Origin of the sequence: Actinocorallia aurantiaca, from assembly GCF_039533685.1 — a bacterium.
GTDB classification, from domain to species: Bacteria; Actinomycetota; Actinomycetes; order Streptosporangiales; family Streptosporangiaceae; genus Actinocorallia; species Actinocorallia aurantiaca.
On record NZ_BAAATZ010000019.1, the window covers coordinates 198,663 to 222,398 of the forward strand.

Genomic DNA, 23,736 nt, shown 5'->3' on the forward strand with positions numbered 1-23,736 from the left:
CGATGAGGGTCCGGGCAGCTGCGGTCGGTTTTTCCCGGCCGTCCTTCAGGAACGTCATGACCTCATCGGACGTAAGGAACCCCACGAGTGGATCTTCCACGTAGCTTCACCATTCGCGAGAGCAGCCACCGCATCCACAACCCGTTCACCAGCGAGAAGCTGGCCGCCCTCGGGCAGGCGCTGGACCTGGCGCCGGGGACGCGGGCCCTCGATCTGGCGAGCGGTTCGGGCGAGATGCTATGCACCTGGGCGCGCGACCACCGGATCACCGGGACCGGAGTGGACATCAGTACCGAGTTCACCGCCGAGGCCCGTGCCCGCGCGGTCGAGCTCGGTGTCGACGGCCAGGTGGTCTTTCTCCACGGCGACGCCGCGGGATACGTCGCCGCCGAACCCGTCGACCTCGCCGCGTGCGTCGGCGCGACGTGGATCGGCGGCGGGGTGGCCGGCACGGTCGAGCTGCTGCAGAGCAGCCTCCGGCCCGGCGGCATGATGCTGATAGGCCATCCGTACTGGCGCCGGGATCCTCCGGACCAGGAAACCGTCGAAGCCTGCTACGCCGGGATCAGGAGCGATTTCCTGCCCCTTCCCGAGCTCATCGGGCAGTTCGGTGAACTGGGCTACGACATCGTCGAGATGATGCTCGCGGACCAGGACAGTTGGGACCGGTACAAGGCGGCGCAATGGCTCAACATCCGCCGCTGGCTGGACCGGAACCCCTATGACGAGCTGGCCGCCGAGCTGCGCGCGGAACTCTCCGCGGAGCCCGCTCGCTACACCCGGTACGAACGGGAGTACCTCGGCTGGGGAGTGTTCGCCCTGATGCGTCGCTGACGGCCGCATCCCGTGGACCGGCCAGGCCGTCCGTCCTGAAGACGTCTGGCCGGTCCACCGTGGTCGGTTCTCGATTCGGCGTAGGTCCGATAAGCCGGTCGAGGCGGCCTCCTGCGCCTCGAACAGTTCGTCGCCGTGCTCTGCGACCCATCGGGCCAACGCGGCCATGGGTCCGTCCACGAGACTCCGCCCGAGGCCGGTGAGCCGGTAGTCGACGCGGGGCGGCGCCTGGGCGTACCCGCGCCGCTCCACGAGCCCGTTCGCGACCAGCCGCCGCAGTGTCTCGGTGAGCACCTTGTCGCTCATCCCCCCGATCGCCGAACGCAGCTCGTGCCTGCGGCGCTGCCCCTGCCGGAGCGCGGCCAGCACGACCGGATCCCACGTGTGCGCGAACAGCTCCGTCGCCGCCCGCAACCGGCAGTCCGCCACCAGCTCATGACACTCACTCACCGGCCCATGCTCGCATCTCGTCGCGCACCGATCGGTGCGTATCGCTTTGCCTACCGTTCCCCCATGAACATCGGAATCCTGGGAACCGGAAACCTGGCCGAGGCTCTCGGCGCCGCCTGGACGCACGCCGGACACGAGGTGACGATCGCGGGACGGTCGTCCGCCAAGGCGAAGGAGGTCGCAGACCGCCTGGGCGCGAGAGCACGCGCCGCCACTCCCCGCGAAGCGGCCACCGGACGGGACGCGGTGCTGCTCGCCGTGACCTGGACGGGCGCCGCGGACATCCTGCACAGCGCCGGAGCGTCCGAAGGCATCCTCGAAGGGACACCGCTCATCGACCCCACGAACGCCGTGGAGCACGGCGTGGGCGTCCTGCTGACGGGCGCCGACTCGATGGCCGAACGCATCGCCGCCCTCGCCCCGGGCGCCCGCGTCGTCAAGGCCCTCCACCTGTTCCCCTCCGCGCAATGGACGGCTCCCGCCGACCCGGCCCGGCCCCCGGTGACCGTCGCGATGTGCGGCGACGACCCGTCCGCGCTGAAGACGGTCGGCGATCTGGTCCGTGACCTGGGCGGCGTCCCCGCGGTGCTGGGCCCCCTGACCCGCGCCCGCCAACTGGAGGAGGCGGCGGGTTTCGTCATCGGCCTGGCCTTCTCCGGCGTCGACCCGAACTCCGCGATCCCTCGAGTCGAATGACACCGCGACCATGAGTGGAATGCAGCCGCCGACCCGTGGTTCCCTCCTGGAGTCCGGGAGCACGTAGGCATCCGAAAGGTAAGGAACATATGCGCTTCGCCTCGGGGACGACTTCGAACGGCGTCTCGGAACGTCTCTTCGACATCGATGGCATTCCGGGCGTGCTCTGGTCGCCCGCCGAGGCCACCGGTGGCCGTCCTCTGGTGCTGCTGGGCCACGGCGGCGGCCAGCACAAGAAGGCCTCCGGCCTCGTGGCGAGGGCCCGTCACTACGTGAGTTCGTGCGGCTTCGCAGTGGCGGCCCTCGACGCGCCCGGACACGGCGACCGTCCGAGGACCGAGCAGGACGAACGGTTCGCCGCGGGTATCAGGGAAAGGGCGGCGGGCAAGCCGGTCGGCTCTCTCATCGCCGACTACAACACCTCGCTGGCGGTGCGGGCCGTTCCCGAGTGGCGCGCGGCCCTGGACTCCCTTCAGGGACTCGACGACATCGGCACGGGCGGGCCGGTGGGCTTCTGGGGAGTGTCGATGGGCAGCGCGATCGGCGTGCCGCTCGCCGTGGCCGAACCGAGGATCATCGCCGCCGTCTTCGGCCTCACAGGCCGTGAAGCACTGGTCGAAGCGGCGGCCCGGATCACCATCCCGGTTCAGTTCCTGCTGCAGTGGGACGACGAACTGGTGCCGCGCGAATCCGGCCTCGCGCTCTTCGACGCCTTCGCCTCCCGCGAGAAGGCGCTCCATGCCAACCCCGGACGCCACGTGGGCGTGCCCGCATTCGAACTGGAGAGCTCACAGCGCTTCTTCGTCCGCCACCTTCTCGAGAGGGAATCCGGTCCCGTCTGAGAGCTGGAGGCGGCTTCAGCTCAGGTGGGCGAGTCGCGGCCAGAGTTCCCGCCAGGGGGCTCGGGGGCCGCGGCAGATCCAGACGGCCGCGCCCTGCTCCTCGTTGTCGAGGCCGACGCCGTTGTCGACGCGGCCGGCGACGGTGACGTCCGTCCAGAAGCGGAGCAGGCCGGACGCGCTCTCCGCGCCCACGAAGATGACCGGGCCTCCGGTGTCCGGGGGGTGCCCGAAGTACCGGTAGCCGTTGTGGCCGCTGTAGGCGCGGGGCAGGCCGAGGGCGGGGCCGTAGCGGTCGATCGCCCCGGCCTCGCCGTAGTTGACCGTCATGATGACGGCTCGGGAACGCTCGTCCTCGGGCAGCGAGCGGTGCACTCGGGCCACCTCGGCGACGAGCCGGGGCCAGCCGACGGTCTCGGCCGCGTCCGCGTTGATGTACGGCTGCGGGGTGCGGGCCAGCAGGTCGACCGGGTACACGGGCAGGGTGGTCAGGACGGTGGTGATGCCGGTGATGGCGTATGCCGGGACGGAGACCGCCCATCCCGTGCCGCGCGGGGCTCCCTGGCGTTCGATCTCGACGGCGCCCGCCGCCCACAGGGCCGCCCACAGGCCCGCCAGGTAGTACGGCTTTCCGGCGGTGACCAGGAAGACGAGCGCCAGCAGCAGGTACGTCCAGCCGAGGAAGCGGACGCGTGCGAGGTCGGGTGAGCGGAACAGCCGCCACAGACCGTGGATCCACAGCCAGGACAGCACCACGCCGGTGAGGACGAGCTGGAACGGCAGGAAGCCGGGACGCCCGCCGAAATCCGCCTCGGCGGCGATCTGGTCGGACATCTCCAGTTGCGGCCATCCGTGCCGGGCCTGCCAGAACAGTCCGGGAAGGGCCGCGAGCACGGCGACGGCGGCGCCGGTGAATGTGGCCGGGCGGCGCAGGAAGTCCCGGGGCCCGCTGATCAGCAGCCCGGCCACGAGCGCGGCGGCCAGGAAGACGACCAGGTATTTGACGTTCAGCGCGACGGCCGCCACGATCCCGGCGGCGAGCGGCGACCACCCGTCGCGGATGCGCGTCCACCGGACCACCAGCCACACCAGCGCGGTGGAGGCGAACACGTCGAAGGTGGCCGTGGAGAAGAGGTGCCCGACGGCGACGATGAAAGGGCACACCGCGTACGCCCCGGCGGTGAGGAGCTGGGCGCGCCGGCCTCCGCCCAGTTCCCGGGCGGTCAGCGCGGCGAGCACCACGCCCGCCGCGGTCAGCAGGGCGGACGGGGTTCGCAGCAGGACCAGCGAGTCACCGAACAGCCCGGTGATCGCGCGGGCGACCAGCGGAACCAGTGCAGGCTGGTCGGGGTATCCCCAGTCCAAGTGTCGGCCGGCGGCCCGGAAGTACAGCTCGTCGCGGTGGTACCCGTACCGGGCGGAGAGGATCAGCAGCACCGTGCCCAGCACGGCGGCCATCGCCAGGACGGGCCGCCACACGACCGGCGGCACGCCGGGCTCCCGCTCCTGCGGACCAGCGGGCTCCGGCATGTGCGTACCTTATGTCGCTGATAACCGGCCTGTGAGGCGCCTGTCCGAACCCGGACGGCGGCTGGCCGTCCCGTGCTCGGAGCGGTCAGCCGGACCATCTGTGATGGGCGCGGTGCCTGATCACGGCGATCAGTTCGTCGAAGCCCAGGCCGTCGGGGGCGACGTCCCCGTCCCGAATCGCCGACAGCGTCCTGCCCCAGCGCCTTCCGCGTTGAATCACCTTGACGGTGCGCCGGGGTTGAGCGGTCACTACGACCTCCTGGACCTCGCTCCAGGGGATGAAGACCTCCGGGGCGAAGGGGCGCAGGTCGCGGATGCCGTCCATGGCGACGATGGTGCGGCTCCGCACGGTCATCGCCACCAGGAAGGCGATCGCCGCCGCGAGAGCGAGCGCGATCGAGAGCAGCCGCCCTGACGCGAGGTACACGCCATAACCGCCGGCTGCCACGCCCATCACACTGAAGCCCGCCAAAAGGGGCAGGATGGGGGTCCAAGTCAGGCGCCGCTCGATGGTCGGCGCGGCGGTGGCCGGAAAATCCTCCGTCATATCCGGAAGGCTACCGATCTGTCGCTGGGGCCGTCGGCCTGTTCTTTCTGAGACGGTGGGTTCAAGACCTTCAAGAGCGAGAAGCCGGCCCGGGAAATTCAGTGGCTCGGGGCGCGGCCCCGGACGAGCGGGAGGAACACCTCGTCCACGATCTCGGCCAGCACCGTGTCGGGGGCCGAGGGGGCTCCCCGGAGCGTGTACTCGCCGCGCAGCAGGGCGATCGGCAGCGAGGCCACGCGAGGGTGGACGGCTTCCGGCGGTGCCTCGCCCCGTGCCACCGCGCGGCTGAGCAGGGTCAGCCAGGCCGCGTCCATGGCGCTGCCGTCGGCCTGCTCGCGTAGTAGTCCGAGGAGCCGAGGATCGTCGCCGACGGCGGCGAGGAGATCCCTCAGGAGGGCGCCCTGCGGCGAGGACCAGGTCGCGTTCGCCTGCCCGAGCAGTGCCAGCGCGTCGCCGCGCAGGGTGCCGGTGTCCGGTACCGAGATCTGCGCCTCGGCCAGGTGGCGGTACGCGGCGACGCCGAGCGCCGCGCGGTGCGGCCAGCGGCGGTAGATGGTGTTCTTGTTGGTGGAGGCGCGCCGGGCGACCTTGTCCATGGTCATTCCCGCGTAACCGGACTCCCGCAGCTCGTCCGCCGCGGCCTGGAGGATCGCCTGCTCGAGCGCCGGGCCCCGCCGCCGCAGGGGAGTGCTCCCACCGTGCCGAACGTCCTCCTCGGCGGCTGCCATGCCGTGCCCCTCGCCTTTCAGAACCCGCGAACTCGAATCGTGGCCCAGGGTACGCCCCGTGCGCCTGTAGGCCTTGGGTCCAGGTCGAGCCCTCGCCATTTAGGGTACGTTGAGTACCTTAAATGGCGGGCGGATGATCCGCCCCGACCCGCAGGGAGGTCCTGATGCGCGCCCACGGTCTCACCTACGACACCGGCTTCCCGAGTGCCGGAACCACCACCCACGAGCCCTACGACCCCGACGCGGTACGTCGCGAGATGAAGGTCATCCGCGACGAACTGCACTGCGACGCGGTCCGCGTCACCGGAGGGGACCCGGACCGCCTCGAGACGGCCGCACGCCACGCGGCCGACGCCGGCCTGGAGGTCTGGTACAGCCCGTTCACCAACGGCCTCACCCGGGACGAACTCCTGGCGTTCCTCTCCGACGGCGCCGAACGCGCCGAGCGTCTGCGAAGGGAGGGCGCCGAGGTCGTCTTCCTCACCGGCTCCGAGATCAGCCTCTTCACCCGCGGCTTCCTCCCAGGGGACGGCTTCGAGGAAAGATTGGCGCTCCTGGCCGATCCCGAGCGCATGCGCGCCGAGCTCCCCCTCCTGCCGACCCGTGTCAACGCCTTCCTGGCCCGGGCCGTCTCCGCCGTACGCGCCCGCTTCGACGGCCCGGTCGGCTACGCCTCCCTGCCTTTCGAAGGCGTGGACTGGTCGGTGTTCGACGTGGTCGCCACCGACGCCGGCTACCGCGACGCCACGACCCCGCCCGACTTCGGCGACCGTCTGCGAGAGCAGACCTCGCAGCCCAAACCGTTCGCCGTCACCGAGTTCGGCTGCACCACCCACCGAGGAGCCGCAGCCCTGGGCGGACGCGGCGAGTCCATCATCGAGTGGGACGACCACGCCCGCCCAGTCCGCCTCACCACCCCCGTCACCCGAGACGAACAGGAACAGGCCGCCTACATACGCGAGCTCCTCGACCTCTACGACGAAGCGGGCGTGGACACGGCCTTCGTCAACACCTTCGCCCGCCGCGACCTGCCCACCTCCGCCACCCCCGACCGAGACTTCGACACCGCCAGCTTCGGCATCGTCAAGATCCTGGAGCCCGGCACCACGGGAACCACCCACCCGGGCCTGCCTTGGGAACCCAAAGCCGCCTTCCACGCTCTCGCCGCCTACGGCCGCGCGAGAGCCGCCGCCCGCGATGGTGCGAGCGGGCATCCGGCTCGAGCGGCCGGTGGCCCGTCCCGCCTCCACGTCGGTCCTTGACCAGGAGCGCCTGGTCGGCCCCTGCGCCAGGAAGGGAGGCATCCCGTGCACGACCAGGTTCGCGGCTGGTTCTCAGGAGTGCTGCTGGAGCCCGTCGAGGGCGGAGACGACCAGGTTGCTCTTCTCGAGCGCGGCTCCGGACTCGAGGGCCTTCCGCCATTCCCCGGTGGTGGCCACGGCCGCCATGCTGGACTGGAACAGGACCATCAGCGTCCGGTGCAGGTCCCCGGCCGAGACCTTGCCTGCCGCGTTGGCCAGATGGATCGCGCCCGTCGCGTCGGACAGGACCTCGGCTTCGAAACCGAGGGTCTCGGCGTCGACGACGCTCGCGAGGTCGCAGTTGTTCGTCATGTAACCCGCGAAGGTGACGGTGTCGACGCCCTGGTCCCGCAGCCATTCGGCGAGGCCGGTCTGGGGGAAGACGCTGCTGAACCGCTTCTCGATCTTCTTCGCGCCCTGGACGGCGCGCTCGACCTCGGGGTGCAGCCGCCAGCCGGCGGACCCCGAGGCGAACACGGGTGATTCGGCGGGAGCGGTGTGCTGGACCGCGACCACGGGGATGCCGGCCGCCACGGCGGCGTTCACGGCGTCCACGATGGCGGCCACCGTCGCCTCCCGCGGCGGGTGCTGGATGGTCAGCGGCCCGTCGAAGTACTCCTGCTGAGCGTCGATGACGATGAGCGCGCGGCGCGGGCTGGTCATGTCGTCCTCCTGTCCGGGGGTTCGGGAAGCGGGATCCGGCACCGGGTGCGCGGGAACCCACCGACGATCCTCGCCGACCGTTCCCGGCACCACGAGTGGCCCACAGGCACGATAATGATGAGATCGGGCCAAACCGGGAGCGGCACATGAGGATCGCCATCCACGCCTTCAACGGCATCACGATGTTCCATCTGTCCGTGCCCCAGCTCGTCTTCACCGAGGTCGACCGGCTCGGGATCGCACCGGAGTGGACGACCGTCCTCTGGTCGGCCGACGGCGGGGCCGTCAAGACCTCCGAGGGGCACACCCTCGGCCCCGTCGAGGGTCCGGAAGCCCTCGACGGGGCCGACATACTGATCATGCCTTCGTGGCCCGAGTCGCTCCCCGAGGCGGACGCGGACCTGGTCGGTCATCTGCGCCGGGCGCATGCCCGCGGGGCGGAGATCGCCGGACTCTGCCTGGGGGCGTTCGCGGTCGCGGACACCGGGCTGCTGGCGGGACGTTCCGCGGTGACGCACTGGGCGGCGATGGAGCGGTTCTCGGCGCGGCACCCCGATATCGCCGTGGACACCTCGGTGCTCTACATCGACCACGGAGACGTGATGACGTCCGCGGGAACGGCCTCCGGCCTCGACGCCTGCCTCCACCTCGTCCGCAAGCACCTCGGCGCGGCCGCCGCCAACCGCCTGGCACGCGCCATGGTGGTCGCCCCGCATCGTGAGGGCGGGCAGGCGCAGTACATCGAACGCCCGGTCCCGCGGGCCGGATCCGACACGCCCATCGCGGAGGTCATGGCCTGGGCCCTCGGCAATCTCGACACACCCCTGCACATCGACGCCCTGGCCGAGCGGGCCCGCCTCAGCCGGCGCAGTTTCGTGCGCCGCTTTCGCGAGTCCACAGGGTCGACCCCCGCGAGATGGGTGCTCGATCAACGTCTCGACAAAGCACGGGAGCTTCTCGAGACCACTTCGTGGGGGGTCGACCGCATCGCCTCCCATTGCGGATTCGGCAGCGAGGTCACCCTCCGGCAGAACTTCAACGCCCGCTATGCCACGACTCCAGGACGGTACCGTCGGCGATTCAGCGGTCAGAGCGGCTGATCCTGCGGTCGAGGCGTTCCGCTTCAGCCCTTGAGGAGCTCCGAGAAGGCGGCGTCCTCGCGGGCACGGGCGGCCAGGACGGCCTCGCGGTGGGCCTCGGTGATGACGCGCTTGGTGGCCAGAAGAGAAGCGAGGGGCTTGGCTGCCAGTTCTCGGGCGAGGTCCAGGGTTTCCTCAAGGACCTCGTCCCGGGAGCAGACGCGCAGGGCCAGGCCCGATTCCACGGCTTCCTCGGCGGTGAGGGAGTGGCCCCACAGCAGGACCAGGTTGGCCTTCTGGGGGCCCAGGTAGCGGGGGAGGAGGTAGCTGCTGGCGGCTTCGGGGGCCACGCCCATGGTGGTGAAGGGGGCGCTGAGCTTGGCGCCTTCGGCTATGAGGGCGAGGTCGCAGTGGGGGAGGATCGTCAGGCCCAGGCCTATGCCGGGGCCGTTGACCGCAGCCAGGAGGGGCTTGGGGAAACTCACCACGGCGTCCATGAGGATCTGGAAGCCTTTGCCGGTTTCGGGAGTGGCGTCGCCCGAGGCGACGGCCTGAGCGATCGCGGCCATCTCCTTGAGGTCGGTGCCGGCGGAGAAGACCTTGCCCTCGCCGGTGAGGACGACGACCGAGACGGAGTCGTCCGCGGCGGCGGCGTCCAGGGCCGCGGCGGTGGCGCGGTAGAGCTCCTCGCTGAAGGAGTTGGCGGCTTCCGGGCGGCGGAAGGTCAGGGTGCGGACCCTGGCGTCGTCGTGGATTCCCAGCACCATCTCGTCAGGCTCCTGTCAGTCGGGCGTCGAGGCGGCGGACCAGCGCGTCGCGGTGCTGATCGGTGTCGCCGAAGAGCAATTGTGAGCTCTTCGCCCTACGGAAGTACAGATGTGCGGGATGTTCCCATGTGACGCCTATGCCGCCGAGGAGCTGGATGGCCTCGGTGGCGACGCGCATGGCGGCGTCGGTGCAGCAGGACTTGGCCAGGGAAGCCGCCAGGGGGAGTTCGGGGGAGTTCGCGGCGGCGGACCACAGGGCGTGGTGGGCGGCGGCGCGGGCCGACTCGACCTCCACGTACATGTTGGCGCAGGCGTGCTGGACGGCCTGGAAGGCACCGATGGGCCGGCCGAACTGGACGCGGTCCTTCACGTGGGCGACCACCAGGTCCAAAAGGAACTGGGCGACCCCTACGGCCTCCGCCGCGAGGGCGGCGGAGGCGTGGTCCAGCGTTCGGGAGAGGATGCGGGATCCCGCGTCGCCGGGGCCGACGGGATGCGCGGGGGTGCCGGCGAACTCCAGGCGAGCCAGTTTGCGGGTCGGGTCGAGGGCGGGTGACAGGGTCCGGGTGAGGCCCGGTGCGTCCCCGCTGACGGCGTACAGGCCGACGCCTTGATCCCCGCGTGCGGTGACGAGGATCAGGTCGGCGTGCGCGCCGTCGAGCACCAGTTCCTTCGCGCCGTCGATCAGCCAGCGGCCGTCGACGTGACGGACCGCGGTGTCCTCGGCGGGGGAGTCCCAGGGGCGGCCGGGCTCGCTGAACGCGACCGTCGCGACGGTGACGCCGCAGGCGATGCCCGGCAGCAGCTCGCGGGAGCAGCCGGGGTCGTCGGCGGCGAGGATCGCCTGGACGGCCAGCACGCACGTCGACAGGAAGGGCGCGCCGGACAGGGCCCGGCCCAGCTCCTCGGCGACGATCCCGACCTCCAGCGGGCCCGCGCCCGCACCGCCGAGGTCCTCGGGGACGGCGAGGCCCTGCAGGCCGAGCTGGTCGCTCATCTTCGTCCACACGGCCGGGTCGTGTCCGCTCGGCGTCTCCATGAGCCGGCGGACCTCCTCCTCCGGTGAGACGTCGCGCAGGAACGCGCGGACGACGCCGCGCAGTTCCTCCTGCTCTTGGCTGAAGGTCAGGTCCATGTGCTCTCCCCTGGGGCGGTGCGGGACGGGATCAGCTCTGCTTGAGCAGCGGGGAGCCGGTGTTGGAAGGCCACTGCGGGCGGTGGTAGCCGCGGAAGTGAAGGTCGCCGCCGCGCAGTTCGCGGATCGTCAGGAAGTCGCCCTTGTAGCCGCGGTGGTCGTACTCGGCGAAGGTGATGTAGCAGCCGGGGCCGCCGTTGGTGCACGGCATCCACTTGATCTTCTCCAGGCCGAGCTTCACCTCCTTGGGGGTGGCGATGCGCGCGCCCGCGATGCCGTGCAGCGCGGCGCGGGCGCTGTCGTAGGACAGGGCGACGACGACGTTGCGGCTGGTGCGGCCGAAGCGGGCCTCGAACCGCTCCATCATCGCCTCGTAGTTGGGGTTGGCGCCGTCCTCGCCGAGCTGGTCGACGCCGTGCCACCCTTCGAGACCTTCGGCCCAGGCGTTGGAGTTGGAGTAGAACATGAACGCCGTGCCCATGAAGCGGGGCGGATCCCAGTCCAGGGCCTTGAAGGCCTTGGCGAAGTGGAAGGTGGAGTAGCCGTAGCCCATGTAGACGATGGTCTGGGCGCCCTGGTCGCGCATGGTCTCCAGCTGCTGCTGGAAGTTGCGCGGGTTGGGGCCGAGGCAGACCTCCTTGATGATCTCCAGCCCGTACCGCCGCGCGTAGTCGCGGAAGAAGTCGGAGTACAGGTCGCCGGAGGAGCCCTGCTCCCAGAAGAACCCGACCTTCTGGTACCCGTTCTGGAAGCACCAGTCGGCGGCCATCGCGCCCTCGGTGGGGATGTCGCCGTTGGCGACGGTGAAGCAGTACTCGCCGGCGAAGCGGGTGGTGCCGGTCCAGCCGATGCAGGCGACGCCGGTCTCGTTCACCTTGTCGCACAGGTTGACGGAGTTGTCGGAGATGAACGGGCCGATCACCACGACGCAGCCCGCGTCGACGAGTTTCTGGTACCCGTGGTGGACCTTCAGGTAGTTCTCGCGCGGCAGGCCGCGGGCGTCGACGGTGACGATCTCCACGGGCCGGTCGTAGACGCCCTCGTTGAGCGCGTCCTCGACGGCCAGGATGATGGGGTCGATGGTGTCGGCCAGCAGCTGGCCGAGGTCCATGTCGATGAGCAGGCCGATCTTGACGGGCTCGAAGGGGTCGCCCTGGGTGGCCATGCCGTGGGTCGGAGGGTAGATGACGATCGACTCGACGGCCTTCTCGCCGATCCGCCCGCTGCCCTGGTACCAGAGCTCGTTCTCGTGCGCTCCGGCCTCGGTGTCGGTGCCCGACCGCACCGTGGCCGCGGCCCGGTCCTCCCGGGCGATTCCGTGGTCGACCGGGGCGGGGAACAGGCGCTCGGCGTAGCGCGGGGAGTCCTGGTCGGACATCGGGACCTCCTTCGAGCCGCCGGGGGTGGCGGCGGTTCACTGGGACACGCGACCCCAACTTATATATAAAATCCATTTTGCGACAAGCAGGGGCGGACGAAGATCCGCCGCGAACCGGAAAGGTGTGGCCCATGGGCACGACGGACGGCAGGACACGGGACGGCGCGGCCGACGAGCTGGAGATCCGCAACGTCCTGGCCCGCATCGCGCAGGGCTCCGACACGGGCGACCTGGCCGCGTACGGAGAGCTGTTCACCGAGGACGCCCGCTGGGACATGCCCGGCGTCCCCGTCAAGAACGGCCGCGAGGAGATCGTCGCCGCAGGAGCCGCCCGCCGGGCCGAAGGCGTCACCGGCCCCGGCTCCCGCACCCGCCACCTCATCAGCACCATCGCGGTCGCCGTCGACGGGGACCGGGCGGTCGCGGAGTCCTACTGGCAGTTCTTCACCGACACCGCGACCACTCCCACCCTGCGATCCATGGGCGCCTACCGGGACACCTTCCTTCGTACCGAACACGGCTGGAAACTGGCCGAACGCCTCATCACCCCGGGCTGACCGTTACATGTGCCGCCCGCCGGTGACCTCCAGGACGGTGCCGGTCATGTAGCTGGACAGGTCGCTGGCCAGGAACAGGGCGACGCGGCCGACCTCCTCGGGTTCGGCCGCGCGTCCCATCGGGACGCCGGCGAGCTTCTCGGCCCAGATGTCGGGGCGCAGCGCCTCGGTCATCGCGGTGCGCACCAGGCCGGGCTGGATCGCGTTGACGCGCACGCCCAGGTGCGCGAGCTCCTTGGCCCCGGCCTTGGTCATGCCGACGATCCCGGCCTTGGCGGCGCTGTAGTTCGTCTGGCCGACCAGCCCGACCTTGCCGGAGATCGAGGAGATGTTGACGATCGAGCCGTTGCCCTGCTCGCGCATCTTCAGGGACGCGTACTTCATGCCCAGCCAGGTGCCGAACAGGTGCACGTCCATGACCTGGCGGAACTGTTCGGCCGTCATCTTGCGCAGGGTCGCGTCACGGGTGATGCCGGCGTTGTTGACCAGGACGTCCACCGAGCCGAACTCCGCGGCGCAGGCCGCCACCATCGCCTCGACGCCGTCCTCGTCGGTGACGTCGCAGCGCACGGGCAGCACCGTCGCGCCCCCGGCGACCAGCTCCTCGGCCGCGTCCTTCGCCGCCTGTTCGTCGATGTCGGCGATCACCAGGCGGGCTCCCGCCCCGGCGAAGACCCGGGCGATGGCCAGGCCGATGCCCTGGGCCGCGCCGGTGATGATCGCGGAGCGTCCTTCCAGCAGGTCCATCGGACCTCCTTCTCCTGTGTCTCGGATGCGGGTCAGCTCTCGATGCGTTCGAAGACGGCGGTGAGGCCCTGGCCGCCGCCGATGCACATGGTCTCCAGGCCGTAGCGGCCCTGCCTGCGGTCGAGCTCGCGCAGCAGGGTGGCCAGGATCCGGCCGCCCGTCGCGCCGACCGGATGCCCGAGCGAGATGCCCGAGCCGTGCACGTTGGTGCGCGCCCAGTCGGCGTCGCCGAAGCCCCACTCCCGGGTGCAGGCGAGCACCTGGGCGGCGAACGCCTCGTTGAGCTCGATCAGGTCGATGTCGCTGAGCTTCAGCCCGGCCCGCTCCAGGGCGAGCGCGGTGGAGGGGACGGGCCCGATGCCCATCGTCCTGGGCGGCACCCCGGCGACGGCCCAGGACGCCAGGCGGGCCAAGGGGCGCAGCCCGAGCCGTTCGGCGTTCTCCCGGTGGGTGACGACGCAGGCCGACGCGCCGTCGTTCTGTCCGCTGGCGTTGCCGGCCGTCACCGTGGCCTCGGGGTCCTGACGGCCCAGGACGGGCTTCAGCTTCGCCAGGGCCTCCAAGGAGATGTCCGCACGGGGGTGCTCGTCGGCGTCGACCGTCGTCTCGCCCTTACGGGTCCTGACCGTGACGGGGACGATCTCCTCGGCGAACACTCCGGCCTGCTGGGCCGCGACCGCCCGCTGATGCGAGCGCAGCGACAGCTCGTCCTGCTCGGTGCGGGAGATCCCGTACTCGGCGCGCAGGTTCTCGGCGGTCTCCAGCATCCCGCCGGGTACGGGGTGGTGCTTCCCGCCCGCCGTGACGCGGCCGCGGGCGAGCCCGTCGTGCAGTTCCAGGGACGCGCCGCGCACGCCCCAGCGCATGCCGGTGGTGTAGAAGGCGGCGGAGCTCATGCTCTCCGCGCCGCCCGCCACGACCAGCTCGCTCACTCCGGTCTGCACCTGCATGGCGGCGTTGAGGACGGCCTGCAGGCCCGACCCGCAGCGCCGGTCGACCTGCAGGCCGGTGACCGACACGTCCAGGCCGGCGTCCAGCGCTGCGACCCGGCCGATCGCGGGGGCGTCGGAGTTGGGGTAGCACTGGCCGAGGAAGACCTCGTCGATGTCGGCGGACGTCAGCCCGGTGCGGTCGACCAGGCCGCGCAGCACCGCCGCGGCGAGCTCGACGGCGGGGACGTCCTTGAACGCTCCGCCGTAACGGCCCACGGGGGTGCGTACGGGTTCGCAGATGACGGCCTCACGCATATGGCGTCTCCTTCGGGGGTCTGGGGTCGTCCCCAGATAAATCCGGCTTTAAAGGACGTAACGCAACAGCATGGAGGCGACGCACGCGGGTTTGGAAGCCCCTTCGACCTCCCAGGTGAAGCGGAGCCGGACGAGCAGCCCTCCGTTGACGTCCTCCACGTCCTCGATCTCCGCACCGACCCGGACCTTGGAGTCGACGGGCACGGGGGAGGGGAACCGAATGCGGTCGTAGCCGTAGTTGACGCCCATCTTCATGCCCTCGATCCGGTAGATCTCCCGGACGAGCTTCGGGCCGAGGGACAGGGTCAGCAGGCCGTGGGCGATGGTGCGCCCGTAGGGGCCCTGCGCCGCACGCTCGGCGTCCACGTGGATCCACTGGTCGTCGCCGGTCAGTTCGGCGAACGTGTCGATGTCCTTCTGGGTGACCGTGCGGTATCCGCTGTGGCCGAGGTGTTCGCCGATGGCGGCCCGGATCTCGTCCACGCCGTTGAGCACCCGCATGGCTTCTCCTCTCATAAAATATTTAAGAGAATATATCAAAAGCTGTTCTCCGGCCTAAGGTGCGCTCATGCCTTCCAGCCCCCTCGCCCCTCCCGAGACCCTGCCCGGCGTCCTGGAACGCGCCCCGATCGCCGCGCCCGCCCTGCTCGACGGCGGAACCCGCTTCACCTACGGGGAGCTGCTGGAGGCCGCGCGGACCGTCGCCGGAGCCTTGGCCGCCTCCGGCGTGGGTGAGGACGACGCCGTGGCGGTCTGGCTTCCCAACGGATGGGAGTGGGCCGTCGCCTCCTACGGGATCCTGTGCGCCGGGGCCCGGGTCGTGCCGGTCAACACGCGGTACACGGCCTCCGAGGCTGCGGGCGTCATCGTCCGGTCGCGCTGCCGCGCCGTCGTCGCGGGGGGCGAGGTCGACGGGAGCGACCTGGCCGCCGCGGCGGTCGAGGCGGGCGCTCCGCAGGTGCTCTCCGTCGTGCGGCTGCTCGAGGGGAACGCCTTCTCCGGCAAGGAGACCGACCGCCGGATGGCGGCTCTTCACGCCGGGAGGATCAGCCACGTGCAGTACACCTCGGGCACGACCGGGCTGCCCAAGGGAGTGCTGCTGCGGCACGGCGGGATGGTGGAGACCACCCGGAGCTGGGTGGCGAACGTCGGTCTGCGCGCCGGGGACGGGTATCCGGTGGTGGCGCCGTTCGCGCACATCGGCGGGCACAAGACCGGCCTGCTGGCCTGCGCGGTGGCGGGGGCGACGGCGTTGCCCCAGCCCGTCCTGGACCCGAAGGCCCTGGCCGGGCTGGTGGCGGAGGGAGGCGTCACGGTCCTTCAGGGGCCGCCCGCGCTCTTCCAGGCGCTGCTCGCCGAGCCGGACATGCCCTCGGGGAGAGTGCGGGTCGCGGTCACCGGCGCCGCGGTCGTGCCTCCCGACCTGGTCCGCGGCCTGCGGGAGCGGCTGGGCATCCCGCACGTGTTCACCGCCTACGGGCTCACCGAGGCCTCGGGAGTGTGCACGATGACCGGCAGGGGAGACTCGGTGGAGGTCGTCGCTTCGAGCGCGGGCACGCCCATCCCCGGCGTGGAGGTGAGGATCGACGCCGTCGACGGCCCCGGCGAGATCCTCGTGCGGAGCCCCGGCCTGATGGCCGGATACCTCGACGACCCCGAGGCGACCGCCGCGGCGTTCACGGACGGCTGGCTGCGCACCGGAGATCTGGGGGAGCGGGACGGCGAGGGCCGCCTGCGGGTGGTCGACCGGCTCAAGGACCTGCTGATCGTGGGCGGTCTCAACGTCTCCCCGGCGGAGGTCGAACACGTCCTCGGCGGGCATCCGGGGGTGCAGGCCGCCGCCGTCGTGGGCATCCCGCACGAGCGCCTGGGCGAGGTCCCCGCCGCGTTCGTGGTCGGCGACGCCGACGCAGGGGAGCTGGTGGCGTACTGCGGCGACAGGCTGGCGGGCTTCAAGGTCCCGCGCACCCTCTGGCGGATCGGGTCGTTGCCGCTCAACGGCGCGGGCAAGGTGGACAAGCTCCTGCTCAGGCGGGAGGCGGAGGTTCGAGCCGCCCGCCCTTGAACCCGTCTCACCCGAGATGTCTATTATATCAATGATTATTTTTGTGATCGCCAGGAGAGCCGGAGGCTTCGGATGGACGCAGCGAAGAAAGTGGCAGTGATCGTCGGCGGAGGGTCCGGAATGGGCCGCGCCACCGCCGAACTGCTGGCCGGGCAGGGTGCGACCGTCGCGATCGTGGACCTCCCGAACGGCAGGGGCGCCGAGGCCGCCGAGGCCCTGGGCGCGAGCTTCCACCCCTGCGACGTCACCGACGAGGTGGGCACCGAGGCCGCGATCGACGCCGTCCTCGCGGCCCACGGCGCCATCCACATCGCCGTCAACACCGCGGGCGGCGGCACCAGCAAGCGCACCATCGGCAGGAACGGGCCGCTGCCGCTGGCCGAGTTCCGCCGGATCATCGAGCTCAACCTGATCGCCACGTTCAACCTCAACCGGCTCCAGGCCTGGAACATGAGCAAGAACGAGCCCGACGAGAACGGCGAGCGCGGCGTCATCATCAACACCGCCTCCATCGCCGCGTTCGAGGGCCAGATCGGCCAGGTCTCCTACACCGCCGCCAAGGCCGGCATCGCGGGCATGAGCCTGACGATGGCGCGCGACCTGGGCAGCCTCGGCATCCGCGTCATGGCCATCGCCCCCAGCCTCTTCGCCACCGGCCTCCTCGAGGGCGCACCCGAGGAGATCGTCAAGGAGCTCACCAAGGACGCCGCCTTCCCCCGCCGGGCGGGCCTGCCGGTGGAGTTCGCCTGGCTGGCGGAGTCCATCATCAAGAACCCCATGCTCAACGGCCAGACCATCCGCCTCGACGGCGGCCAGCGCTTCGCCCCCAAGTAGAAGGAGACACCATGAGCGAAGCGGTGATCGTCGCCGTGGCCAGGACGCCGATCGGGAGGTCCCACAAGGGGTCCCTGGTCGACGTCGACGCGTTCGCCCTGGCCGAGACCGCGGTGACCGCCGCCGTCGAGCGCTCCGGGGTGCCCGTGGAGGACTTCGACGACCTGGTGCTGGCCGAGTCGCTGCAGGGCGGCGGCGTCATCGGACGGTACGTGGCGGTGAAGGCCGGGCTGGAGCACGTGCCGGGGATGGCCGACAACCGGCACTGCGCGGCGGGCCTGAGCGCGGTGCAGATCGCGGCCGGCTCCATCCTGGCGGGCATGGACAAGGCCGTCATCGCGGGAGGGACCGAGAGCCTGAGCTCGATGCCGCAGACGCTCAAGTCCACCCCGGCGTCGGCCCGCGACTACCAGAGGTGGATGTCGCCGAGCCACCCCGCCACCGAGCTCGCCCCGCCGTGGGACATGCCGCTGACGGTGGGGGAGAACACCGCGCGGCTGGCCGGGGTGACCCGGGAGCAGGCCGACGAGTGGGCGATGCACTCCCACCTGCGTGCGGCGGCGTCCGTCGCCGAGGGAAGGTTCGCCGACGAGACCGTGCCGGTCGTCCTGCCGGACGGCTCGCTCTTCACCACCGACGAGCACCCGCGCGCCGGCACCACGATGGAGCGGCTGGCCGGCCTCCCGGTGCTGCACCCCGAACTGGAAGGCGCGATCGTCACCGCGGGCAACTCCGCCGGGCTCAACGACGCCGCCGCCGCGCTCGTCGTCGTCTCCGGCGACTACGCCCGCGCGCACGGCCTGAACCCGCTGGCCCGGATCGTCTCCTGGGCGTCGGCGGGAGTCGCCCCCGAACGCACCGGACTCGCCCCGACCCTGGCGGTGCCCAAGGCGGTGGAGCGCGGCGGCCTGAAGCTGTCGGACATCGACCTGTTCGAGATCAACGAGGCGTTCGCGTCCGTCGCGGTGGCGTGCAGCCGGGAACTCGGCCTCGACCACGAGCGCGTCAACGTGAACGGCAGCGGCTGCGGCCTGGGCCACCCCATCGCCGCGACCGGAGCCCGCATGGTCGTCACGATGATCGGGGAACTGCGCCGCAGGGGAGCCGCCCTGGGCTGCGTCTCCATGTGCGCGGGCGGCGGCATGGGCTCCGCCCTGATCCTGGAAGCCCTCTGAACCCGAAGGGACGACGAAGTGAACGACTCCGAGACGGCCGAGGCCCGCGCGCTGGTCGAGCGGTTCTGGGCCGCCCTGTACGCCCGCGACTGGGCGCTGCTGCGCACCTTCTTCGATGAGAAGTCCGTCTACTACGACGTCCCCACCGGGCCCGCCGCCGCGGCGCGCGGCCCCGCCGGGATCGAGGCCCGGCTGCGCCTGGGCCTGGACCGGCTGGCGGGATACGACCACGGACGCTCCGAGGTCGTCGCCTCCGGCGGGACCGTCGTCACCGAGCACGAGGAGCACTGGCACTGGCCGACGGGGGAGCGGGTCACCCTGCCGTTCGTCTCGGTCCAGCACGTCCGGGACGGGGTGATCACCCTGTGGCGCGACTACTGGGACCTGGGCACCCTCATGGCGGGCGCGCCCCCGAACTGGCAGGACACCCTGGCCGAGGGCGATCTGTCGTGGATCGTGGACGTCACGGGCGAGGTCTGAGGGCCGCGACGAGGCGGGCTCAGCGGCCGCCCGCGCCCGCCTCGTCGCGGGCGGTGAACAGGCCGCGGCTCTTGAAGAGGTCGGCGACGAGGTCGCCCTGGCGCTGGAGCATGGTCGCGTAGGCCCCGGCGGCGGCCCCGCCGTCACCGGCGGCGATCGCCTGGAGGACGGTCCTGCTGCCGGCGCGCTCGACCTCGACGGCGCCGGGGACCAGGGCGAAGAAGTTGCCCGGGACGATGCCGACCATGGCGCGCAGTACCGCGCGCAGGCGGGGGGAGCTGGCCGTCTTCATGATGAGGCCGTCGAACTCGCGGTTCAGGCGGGCGACGGCGGCCGGGTCGTCCTCGCCGTCGAGGCGGTCGCACACCGCGCCGAGCCGGGAGACCAGCTCGGGGGTGCTGCGCTCGGTGGCGCGCTGCGCGGCGAAACCGTAGACGAGCCCGTAGAGGGCGTAGTGGTCGCGCACCGCGGCCTCGTCCAGGGAGCCGATGAACGCGCCGCGGTGCGGGCGGATGGTGACCCAGCCCTCCCGCTCCAGCGAGAGCAGCGCCTCGCGCACCGGGATGCGGCTGACGCCCAGCGTCCGGGCGATCTCATCCTGGGGGACGCGGTCTCCCTGGCGGAGCCGGCCGTCGAAGATGAGCCTGCGGATGTAGAGCGCGGCCTGCTCTCCGCTGCTGCGGCGGACCATCGCCTCCCCGGGGGGAGGCAGGGAGGCGCCGGCGGCGGCCGCTGTGTCTGCTGACACGGAGAACCCCTTTTGTCTGAGTATTAAATCAAGTATGCATTACCCTGGGTGATGATCAGTCGTTCTTCTCGTGCCGCGTCGCCAGCCGGCGCTGGAGGGCGCGGACGGTCTCGGCGAACTCGGGCTGCTCCACGGACCACTCCTGGGCGGCGAGTTCCAGCTTCGCCGCCTCCTCGGGAGAGGACAGGGAGAGGCTCTCCAGCAGCGTGCGCTTCGTGCGGAGCACCAGCGGGGCGGAACGCCCGGCGGCGCGGACGGCCAGGGCCGTCGCGGTCGGCTCCAGCTCGTCTTCGGGAACGCAGCGCCAGGCCAGGCCTTTGGCGGCGGCCTCCTCGCCGGTGAGCAGGTCCCCGCACAGGACGAGCGCCGCCGCGCCCTGCGCGCCCACCCGTTCGGCCAGCCGCCACAGGTGGCCTCCGCCGGGGTGGATGCCGACGTCCAGGAAGCGGGGATCGAACCGGGCGGCGGGGGAGGCGAGCACGACGTCGCAGGCCAGGGGGAGGTTGACGCCCGCGCCGATGGCGGGCCCGCCGACCGCCGCGATGGTGGGCACCGGGGCCTCCGCGAGGCGTTCCATGCCCGCGTACATCTCCGAGAGCGGCACCGTCCGGTCCAGCAGCCCGTCGAGGGAGCCGCCGGCGCAGAAGACGGGAGGCGCGGCGGTCAGCACCAGCGCACGCGCGCCGCCTTCCAGCGCGGTGTCCACCGCCCGTGCCAGGTCGTCGCTCATCCGCTTGGACAGGGCGTTGCGGTGCCGAGGATCGTCCAGCACCAGCACGCCGACCCCGTCGTCGACCGTGACGCGTACGACGCTCTCCGGAGATCCGCTCATGATCTCTCCTTGCTCGATATCAAGATGCTATTTTATACATAATCAAATCCTTTTGCTGAGGTGATCGATGCAGCCGCTGGCCGGAGTCCTCGTCGTCGCGGTGGAACAGGCCGTCGCGGCGCCCCTGTGCACCCGCCACCTGGGCGACCTCGGGGCCAGGGTCGTCAAGGTGGAGAACCGCAGGGGCGGGGACTTCGCCCGCGACTACGACGACGTCGTGCACGGCATGGCTGCCCACTTCGTCTGGGCCAACCGCAACAAGGAATCCCTCGCCCTGGACCTCAAGCGGCCCGAGGGCGGGGAGATCCTGGCCAGGCTGCTGGAGCGGGCGGACGTCCTGGTGCAGAACCTCGCCCCCGGCGCGGCCGCCAGGCTCGGGCTCGACCCCGCCGTACTGCGGGAGCGGCATCCCCGGCTGATCACCGTGGACATCTCCGGTTACGGACGGGGCGGTCCGTACGCCCTCGCCCGCGCCTACGACCTGCTCGTCCAGTCCGAAGCGGGCTCCTGCTCCATCACCGGCACCCCGGAGGACCCCGCGAAACCGGGCATCCCGATCGCCGACATCGGCGCGGGCATGTACGCGCTGACCAGCGTGCTCACCGCCCTGTACGCCCGCGAGCGCACCGGCGAGGGAACCTCGGTCTCGGTCGGCCTCTTCGACGCGGTCGCCGAATGGATGGGATTCGCGCTCAACCAGGCCCGCTACGGCGGCTTCGACGTCAAGCCGAACGGCCTAAGCTCCCCGATGGTCTCGCCCTACGGCGCCTATCCGACCGCCGACGGCCAGACCCTCGTCCTGGGAACCACCAACGACCGGGAATGGCAGCGTCTGGCCGCCCGGGTCCTGGGCCGGCCCGACCTGGCCGAGGACCCCCGCTACGCAACCAACAGCGACCGGGTGGCACGCCGCGCCGAACTCGACGAGGTCATCACGGCCTGGGCGGCGACCGTCCCCCTGGCCGGGGCCCGCAAGCTCGCCGAGGAGGCGGGCCTCGGGCACGCCAGGCTCAACACCCCGAGCGAGGTTGTCGCGCATCCGCAGCTGTCGGAGCGGAACCGCTGGCGCGAGGTCGACAGCCCGGAGGGCCCGGTCACCGTGCTGCTGCCGCCCCCCGAGTGCGACGACTGGGACTGGCGCCTGGACGCCGTCCCGGCACTGGGCGAGCACTCCGAGCCGATCCTGCGCGAACTCGGCTACGCCCCGGACGAACTGGAGCGCCTGCGCGCGGAAGGCGTCATCGGGACGCCACGCTCCTGACGGGAACAAGGTCTGAAAGCCCTCTGGTGGCACCCGCCACCCACTGCTATCTTCCAAATGAAGAGAACTTTTAAAGAGAGTTCTCTAAACCCCTGCCACGGGAGGACGACATGTCCCGGTTCCCCTTCCCGATCCCCAACGGCTGGTTCGCCGTGGCCCGGTCCGACGAGGTCGCGGCAGGCCAGGTCATCCCGGCGCACTACTTCGGCCGCGACCTGGCCGTCTTCCGCACCGTCGACGGCGAGGCCCGGGTGGTCGACGCCTACTGCGCGCACCTGGGCGCCAACCTCGCCAAGGGCGGTCAGGTCGCCGGTCAGCTCCTGGAGTGCCCCTTCCACGCCTGGCGCTACGACGGCGTCTCCGGCCGCTGCGTGGACGTCCCCTACACCGACGCCGAACCGTCGGACAAGGCGAGGGTCCGCGCCTACCCCGTGGTCGAGCGCTTCGGCCTCATCTTCGCCTGGCACCAGCTGGGCGCCGCCGCCCCCTACATCCCGATGCCGGAGATGGAGGAGTTCGACGACGAGGAGTGGTCGGAGCCGGTCTTCCACGAGTTCCGCTTCGCCACGTGCTGCCAGGAGATGGCCGAGAACAACGCCGACTACGTGCACTTCAAGTACGTGCACGGCATGGAGTCGGTGCCCGCCGGCGACGTCGAGTACGACGGCTTCGTCAAGACCGTCACCGAGCGACAGGAGTTCAAGAACAAGGAGGGCAAGGTCTACCCGCTGGACTTCGTCCGCAAGTCCTACGGCCTGGGCCTGGGCGCGCTGCGGCTGAAGGGCGTCATGTCCTTCGTCTCCTCGGCGAGCCCGGTGGACGAGGAGAACGTGCACATCCGCTGGGTGTTCATCTTCCCCAAGTCCATGCAGAAGTTCTCCGAGAGGATGATCAAGACCTTCGTGGAGGCGATCGCCGAGGACGTCCCGATCTGGGAGAACAAGATCTACATCGAGAAGCCGCTGCTGATCAAGGGCGACGGGCCGATCATCGAGTTCCGGCGCTGGGCGAAGCAGTTCTATGGTGAGCAGGTCCCGGAGAGCCCGTGGATCCCCAACCGGGTGAAGCGCCTGGAAGACAGTGGTGTCTGAACGAGCAGCAGCGGGGGGCCGCGGCGCCGGGACCCGCCAGAGGATCCTCGACGCCGCGGAGCGGCTCATGGCCGAGCGGGGGATCGAGGGCGTCTCCCTCAACGAGATCAACAGCGCCGCCGGCCAGCGCAGCACGGCGTCCCTGCACTACCACTTCGGGGGCAGGGACGGCCTGGTGCGGGCGATCATGCAGCGGCACGGCCCCTGGCTGCGCGACCGGCACGAGGAGCTGTACGCCGAACTGGCGCGCGGGGGCAGGGAGGCCGAGGTCCGGGCGCTGACCGAGGTGATCGTCCTTCCGCTCGCCGAGTATCTGGCGCTGGGCCCCAGTCCTCGCGCCGCGATCCGGATCTGGGCGTCGGCGCTGAACCGCCCGCAACTGGCCGTCGAAGAGGTCCAGCACCTGGTCGACCCGGCCCTGACCGAGGCGTCCCGGAGGCTCATCGCGCTGATGGAGGCCGTGATGCCCCGGGAACTGGCCGTCGAGCGGCTGTTCCTGGCCTCGCAGTCGGCCCTGCACCTCCTGGCCGACCGGGCCGCGCTCGAGGACGCCCCGGACAGCAGGCGCAGGCCCCTGCCGCTGCCGCTGATGACGGCGAACCTCGTGGACATGACCGTGGCCGCGCTGACGGCCCCGGTGGGCGAGGAGACCGCGCGGATCGCGGCGGCGGTCTTCGACCCGGCGGCATCCGCCTGACGTCACACCTCCCCGGGGTCGCCCGGGGAGTTTTTGTCCCGTACTCTGTATATAG

The 23,736-nt window shown here is 71.1% G+C and carries 25 protein-coding genes and 1 pseudogene; 13 read left to right on the forward strand and 13 right to left on the reverse strand.

Annotated features, from left to right (window positions below):
- Positions 1-87 precede the first annotated feature (87 nt).
- Positions 88-834, forward strand: a complete 747-nt coding sequence (locus tag ABD327_RS23075) for an SAM-dependent methyltransferase (protein WP_344452719.1) — start codon at positions 88-90, stop codon at positions 832-834.
- 141 nt (positions 835-975) lie between these two features.
- Here the strand turns inward: ABD327_RS23075 and ABD327_RS23080 are convergent.
- A pseudogene (locus ABD327_RS23080) lies at positions 976-1,419 on the reverse strand (winged helix-turn-helix transcriptional regulator); the annotation flags it as partial.
- On the opposite strand from ABD327_RS23080, the gene ABD327_RS23085 reads away from it, so the two are divergent.
- Both ABD327_RS23085 and ABD327_RS23090 read left to right on the forward strand, forming a co-directional pair.
- Entirely contained in the window at positions 1,348-1,980 is a 633-nt protein-coding gene (locus ABD327_RS23085) for an NADPH-dependent F420 reductase (protein ID WP_344452720.1), read from the forward strand. The pseudogene ABD327_RS23080 and the gene ABD327_RS23085 overlap by 72 nt on opposite strands.
- A 161-nt stretch (positions 1,981-2,141) precedes the next feature.
- On the forward strand, positions 2,142-2,822 hold the full coding sequence (locus ABD327_RS23090) for a dienelactone hydrolase family protein (RefSeq protein ID WP_344452722.1): 681 nt from the start codon (positions 2,142-2,144) through the stop codon (positions 2,820-2,822).
- A 15-nt stretch (positions 2,823-2,837) separates the two neighbouring features.
- Here ABD327_RS23090 and ABD327_RS23095 read toward each other — a convergent pair whose 3' ends face one another.
- The 3 genes from ABD327_RS23095 to ABD327_RS23105 form a co-directional block, all read right to left on the reverse strand.
- Positions 2,838-4,349: an ArnT family glycosyltransferase gene (locus ABD327_RS23095; RefSeq protein WP_344452723.1), complete on the reverse strand. Its 1,512-nt coding sequence runs from the start codon at positions 4,347-4,349 to the stop codon at positions 2,838-2,840.
- A gap of 85 nt (positions 4,350-4,434) precedes the next feature.
- A complete protein-coding gene (locus tag ABD327_RS23100; RefSeq protein WP_344452724.1) occupies positions 4,435-4,896 on the reverse strand; it encodes a hypothetical protein in 462 nt (153 codons plus the stop codon).
- 98 nt (positions 4,897-4,994) lie between these two features.
- The gene (locus ABD327_RS23105; RefSeq protein ID WP_344452725.1) at positions 4,995-5,624 is read right to left on the reverse strand and encodes a TetR/AcrR family transcriptional regulator; all 630 of its coding nucleotides are present in this window, start codon (positions 5,622-5,624) and stop codon (positions 4,995-4,997) included.
- A gap of 164 nt (positions 5,625-5,788) precedes the next feature.
- Between ABD327_RS23105 and ABD327_RS23110 the strand changes: the two genes are divergently transcribed.
- A complete protein-coding gene (locus ABD327_RS23110) occupies positions 5,789-6,886 on the forward strand; it encodes a glycoside hydrolase family 113 protein (RefSeq protein ID WP_344452726.1) in 1,098 nt (365 codons plus the stop codon).
- 72 nt (positions 6,887-6,958) lie between these two features.
- On the opposite strand, the gene ABD327_RS23115 is transcribed toward ABD327_RS23110, so the two are convergent.
- The gene (locus ABD327_RS23115; protein WP_344452727.1) at positions 6,959-7,588 is read right to left on the reverse strand and encodes an isochorismatase family protein; all 630 of its coding nucleotides are present in this window, start codon (positions 7,586-7,588) and stop codon (positions 6,959-6,961) included.
- A 146-nt stretch (positions 7,589-7,734) separates the two neighbouring features.
- Here ABD327_RS23115 and ABD327_RS23120 point away from each other — a divergent pair, with 146 nt between their 5' ends.
- Complete coding sequence (locus ABD327_RS23120; protein ID WP_344452728.1) at positions 7,735-8,688, forward strand: GlxA family transcriptional regulator; 954 nt, start codon at positions 7,735-7,737, stop codon at positions 8,686-8,688.
- A gap of 23 nt (positions 8,689-8,711) precedes the next feature.
- On the opposite strand, the gene ABD327_RS23125 is transcribed toward ABD327_RS23120, so the two are convergent.
- The 3 genes from ABD327_RS23125 to ABD327_RS23135 are packed head-to-tail and all read right to left on the reverse strand — an operon-like array spanning position 8,712 to position 11,947.
- The gene (locus tag ABD327_RS23125) at positions 8,712-9,434 is read right to left on the reverse strand and encodes an enoyl-CoA hydratase/isomerase family protein (RefSeq protein WP_344452729.1); all 723 of its coding nucleotides are present in this window, start codon (positions 9,432-9,434) and stop codon (positions 8,712-8,714) included.
- A 4-nt stretch (positions 9,435-9,438) separates the two neighbouring features.
- The gene (locus tag ABD327_RS23130) at positions 9,439-10,569 is read right to left on the reverse strand and encodes an acyl-CoA dehydrogenase family protein (RefSeq protein WP_344452730.1); all 1,131 of its coding nucleotides are present in this window, start codon (positions 10,567-10,569) and stop codon (positions 9,439-9,441) included.
- A gap of 31 nt (positions 10,570-10,600) precedes the next feature.
- Complete coding sequence (locus tag ABD327_RS23135) at positions 10,601-11,947, reverse strand: ABC transporter substrate-binding protein (protein ID WP_344452731.1); 1,347 nt, start codon at positions 11,945-11,947, stop codon at positions 10,601-10,603.
- Positions 11,948-12,078: 131 nt separating this feature from the next.
- Here ABD327_RS23135 and ABD327_RS23140 point away from each other — a divergent pair, with 131 nt between their 5' ends.
- Entirely contained in the window at positions 12,079-12,504 is a 426-nt protein-coding gene (locus ABD327_RS23140) for a nuclear transport factor 2 family protein (protein WP_344452732.1), read from the forward strand.
- A 3-nt stretch (positions 12,505-12,507) separates the two neighbouring features.
- Here ABD327_RS23140 and fabG read toward each other — a convergent pair whose 3' ends face one another.
- From fabG to ABD327_RS23155, 3 genes are read right to left on the reverse strand one after another with little or no spacing between them, the layout of a single operon-like run.
- Positions 12,508-13,251: a 3-oxoacyl-ACP reductase FabG gene (gene fabG / locus ABD327_RS23145; RefSeq protein WP_344452733.1), complete on the reverse strand. Its 744-nt coding sequence runs from the start codon at positions 13,249-13,251 to the stop codon at positions 12,508-12,510.
- A gap of 32 nt (positions 13,252-13,283) precedes the next feature.
- Entirely contained in the window at positions 13,284-14,498 is a 1,215-nt protein-coding gene (locus ABD327_RS23150) for an acetyl-CoA C-acetyltransferase (RefSeq protein ID WP_344452734.1), read from the reverse strand.
- A gap of 48 nt (positions 14,499-14,546) precedes the next feature.
- Positions 14,547-14,999 (reverse strand): MaoC family dehydratase, encoded by a 453-nt coding sequence (locus ABD327_RS23155; RefSeq protein WP_344452735.1) that lies wholly within the window; start codon positions 14,997-14,999, stop codon positions 14,547-14,549.
- Between the two features lie 67 nt (positions 15,000-15,066).
- Here ABD327_RS23155 and ABD327_RS23160 point away from each other — a divergent pair, with 67 nt between their 5' ends.
- The 4 genes from ABD327_RS23160 to ABD327_RS23175 all read left to right on the forward strand — a co-directional run bounded on the left by ABD327_RS23160 (position 15,067) and on the right by ABD327_RS23175 (position 19,052).
- Positions 15,067-16,563, forward strand: a complete 1,497-nt coding sequence (locus tag ABD327_RS23160) for an AMP-binding protein (RefSeq protein WP_344452736.1) — start codon at positions 15,067-15,069, stop codon at positions 16,561-16,563.
- Between the two features lie 72 nt (positions 16,564-16,635).
- Entirely contained in the window at positions 16,636-17,397 is a 762-nt protein-coding gene (locus tag ABD327_RS23165) for an SDR family NAD(P)-dependent oxidoreductase (RefSeq protein WP_344452737.1), read from the forward strand.
- An 11-nt stretch (positions 17,398-17,408) separates the two neighbouring features.
- A complete protein-coding gene (locus tag ABD327_RS23170; protein WP_344452738.1) occupies positions 17,409-18,572 on the forward strand; it encodes a thiolase family protein in 1,164 nt (387 codons plus the stop codon).
- An 18-nt stretch (positions 18,573-18,590) separates the two neighbouring features.
- Positions 18,591-19,052 carry a nuclear transport factor 2 family protein gene (locus tag ABD327_RS23175; RefSeq protein WP_344452740.1) on the forward strand — a complete coding sequence of 154 codons (462 nt, stop codon included), beginning with the start codon at positions 18,591-18,593 and terminating at the stop codon, positions 19,050-19,052.
- A gap of 19 nt (positions 19,053-19,071) precedes the next feature.
- On the opposite strand, the gene ABD327_RS23180 is transcribed toward ABD327_RS23175, so the two are convergent.
- Together ABD327_RS23180 and ABD327_RS23185 are read right to left on the reverse strand one after the other, a co-directional pair.
- Positions 19,072-19,800 (reverse strand): GntR family transcriptional regulator, encoded by a 729-nt coding sequence (locus tag ABD327_RS23180; RefSeq protein WP_344452741.1) that lies wholly within the window; start codon positions 19,798-19,800, stop codon positions 19,072-19,074.
- Between the two features lie 55 nt (positions 19,801-19,855).
- Complete coding sequence (locus ABD327_RS23185) at positions 19,856-20,632, reverse strand: enoyl-CoA hydratase-related protein (protein ID WP_344452742.1); 777 nt, start codon at positions 20,630-20,632, stop codon at positions 19,856-19,858.
- Positions 20,633-20,699: 67 nt separating this feature from the next.
- Between ABD327_RS23185 and ABD327_RS23190 the strand changes: the two genes are divergently transcribed.
- The 3 genes from ABD327_RS23190 to ABD327_RS23200 all read left to right on the forward strand — a co-directional run bounded on the left by ABD327_RS23190 (position 20,700) and on the right by ABD327_RS23200 (position 23,681).
- Positions 20,700-21,893, forward strand: a complete 1,194-nt coding sequence (locus ABD327_RS23190; protein ID WP_344452743.1) for a CaiB/BaiF CoA transferase family protein — start codon at positions 20,700-20,702, stop codon at positions 21,891-21,893.
- Between the two features lie 110 nt (positions 21,894-22,003).
- Positions 22,004-22,984 (forward strand): Rieske 2Fe-2S domain-containing protein, encoded by a 981-nt coding sequence (locus ABD327_RS23195; protein WP_344452744.1) that lies wholly within the window; start codon positions 22,004-22,006, stop codon positions 22,982-22,984.
- Positions 22,977-23,681 (forward strand): TetR/AcrR family transcriptional regulator, encoded by a 705-nt coding sequence (locus tag ABD327_RS23200; RefSeq protein ID WP_344452745.1) that lies wholly within the window; start codon positions 22,977-22,979, stop codon positions 23,679-23,681. The genes ABD327_RS23195 and ABD327_RS23200 overlap by 8 nt, the downstream gene beginning before the upstream one ends.
- Positions 23,682-23,736: the final 55 nt, after the last annotated feature.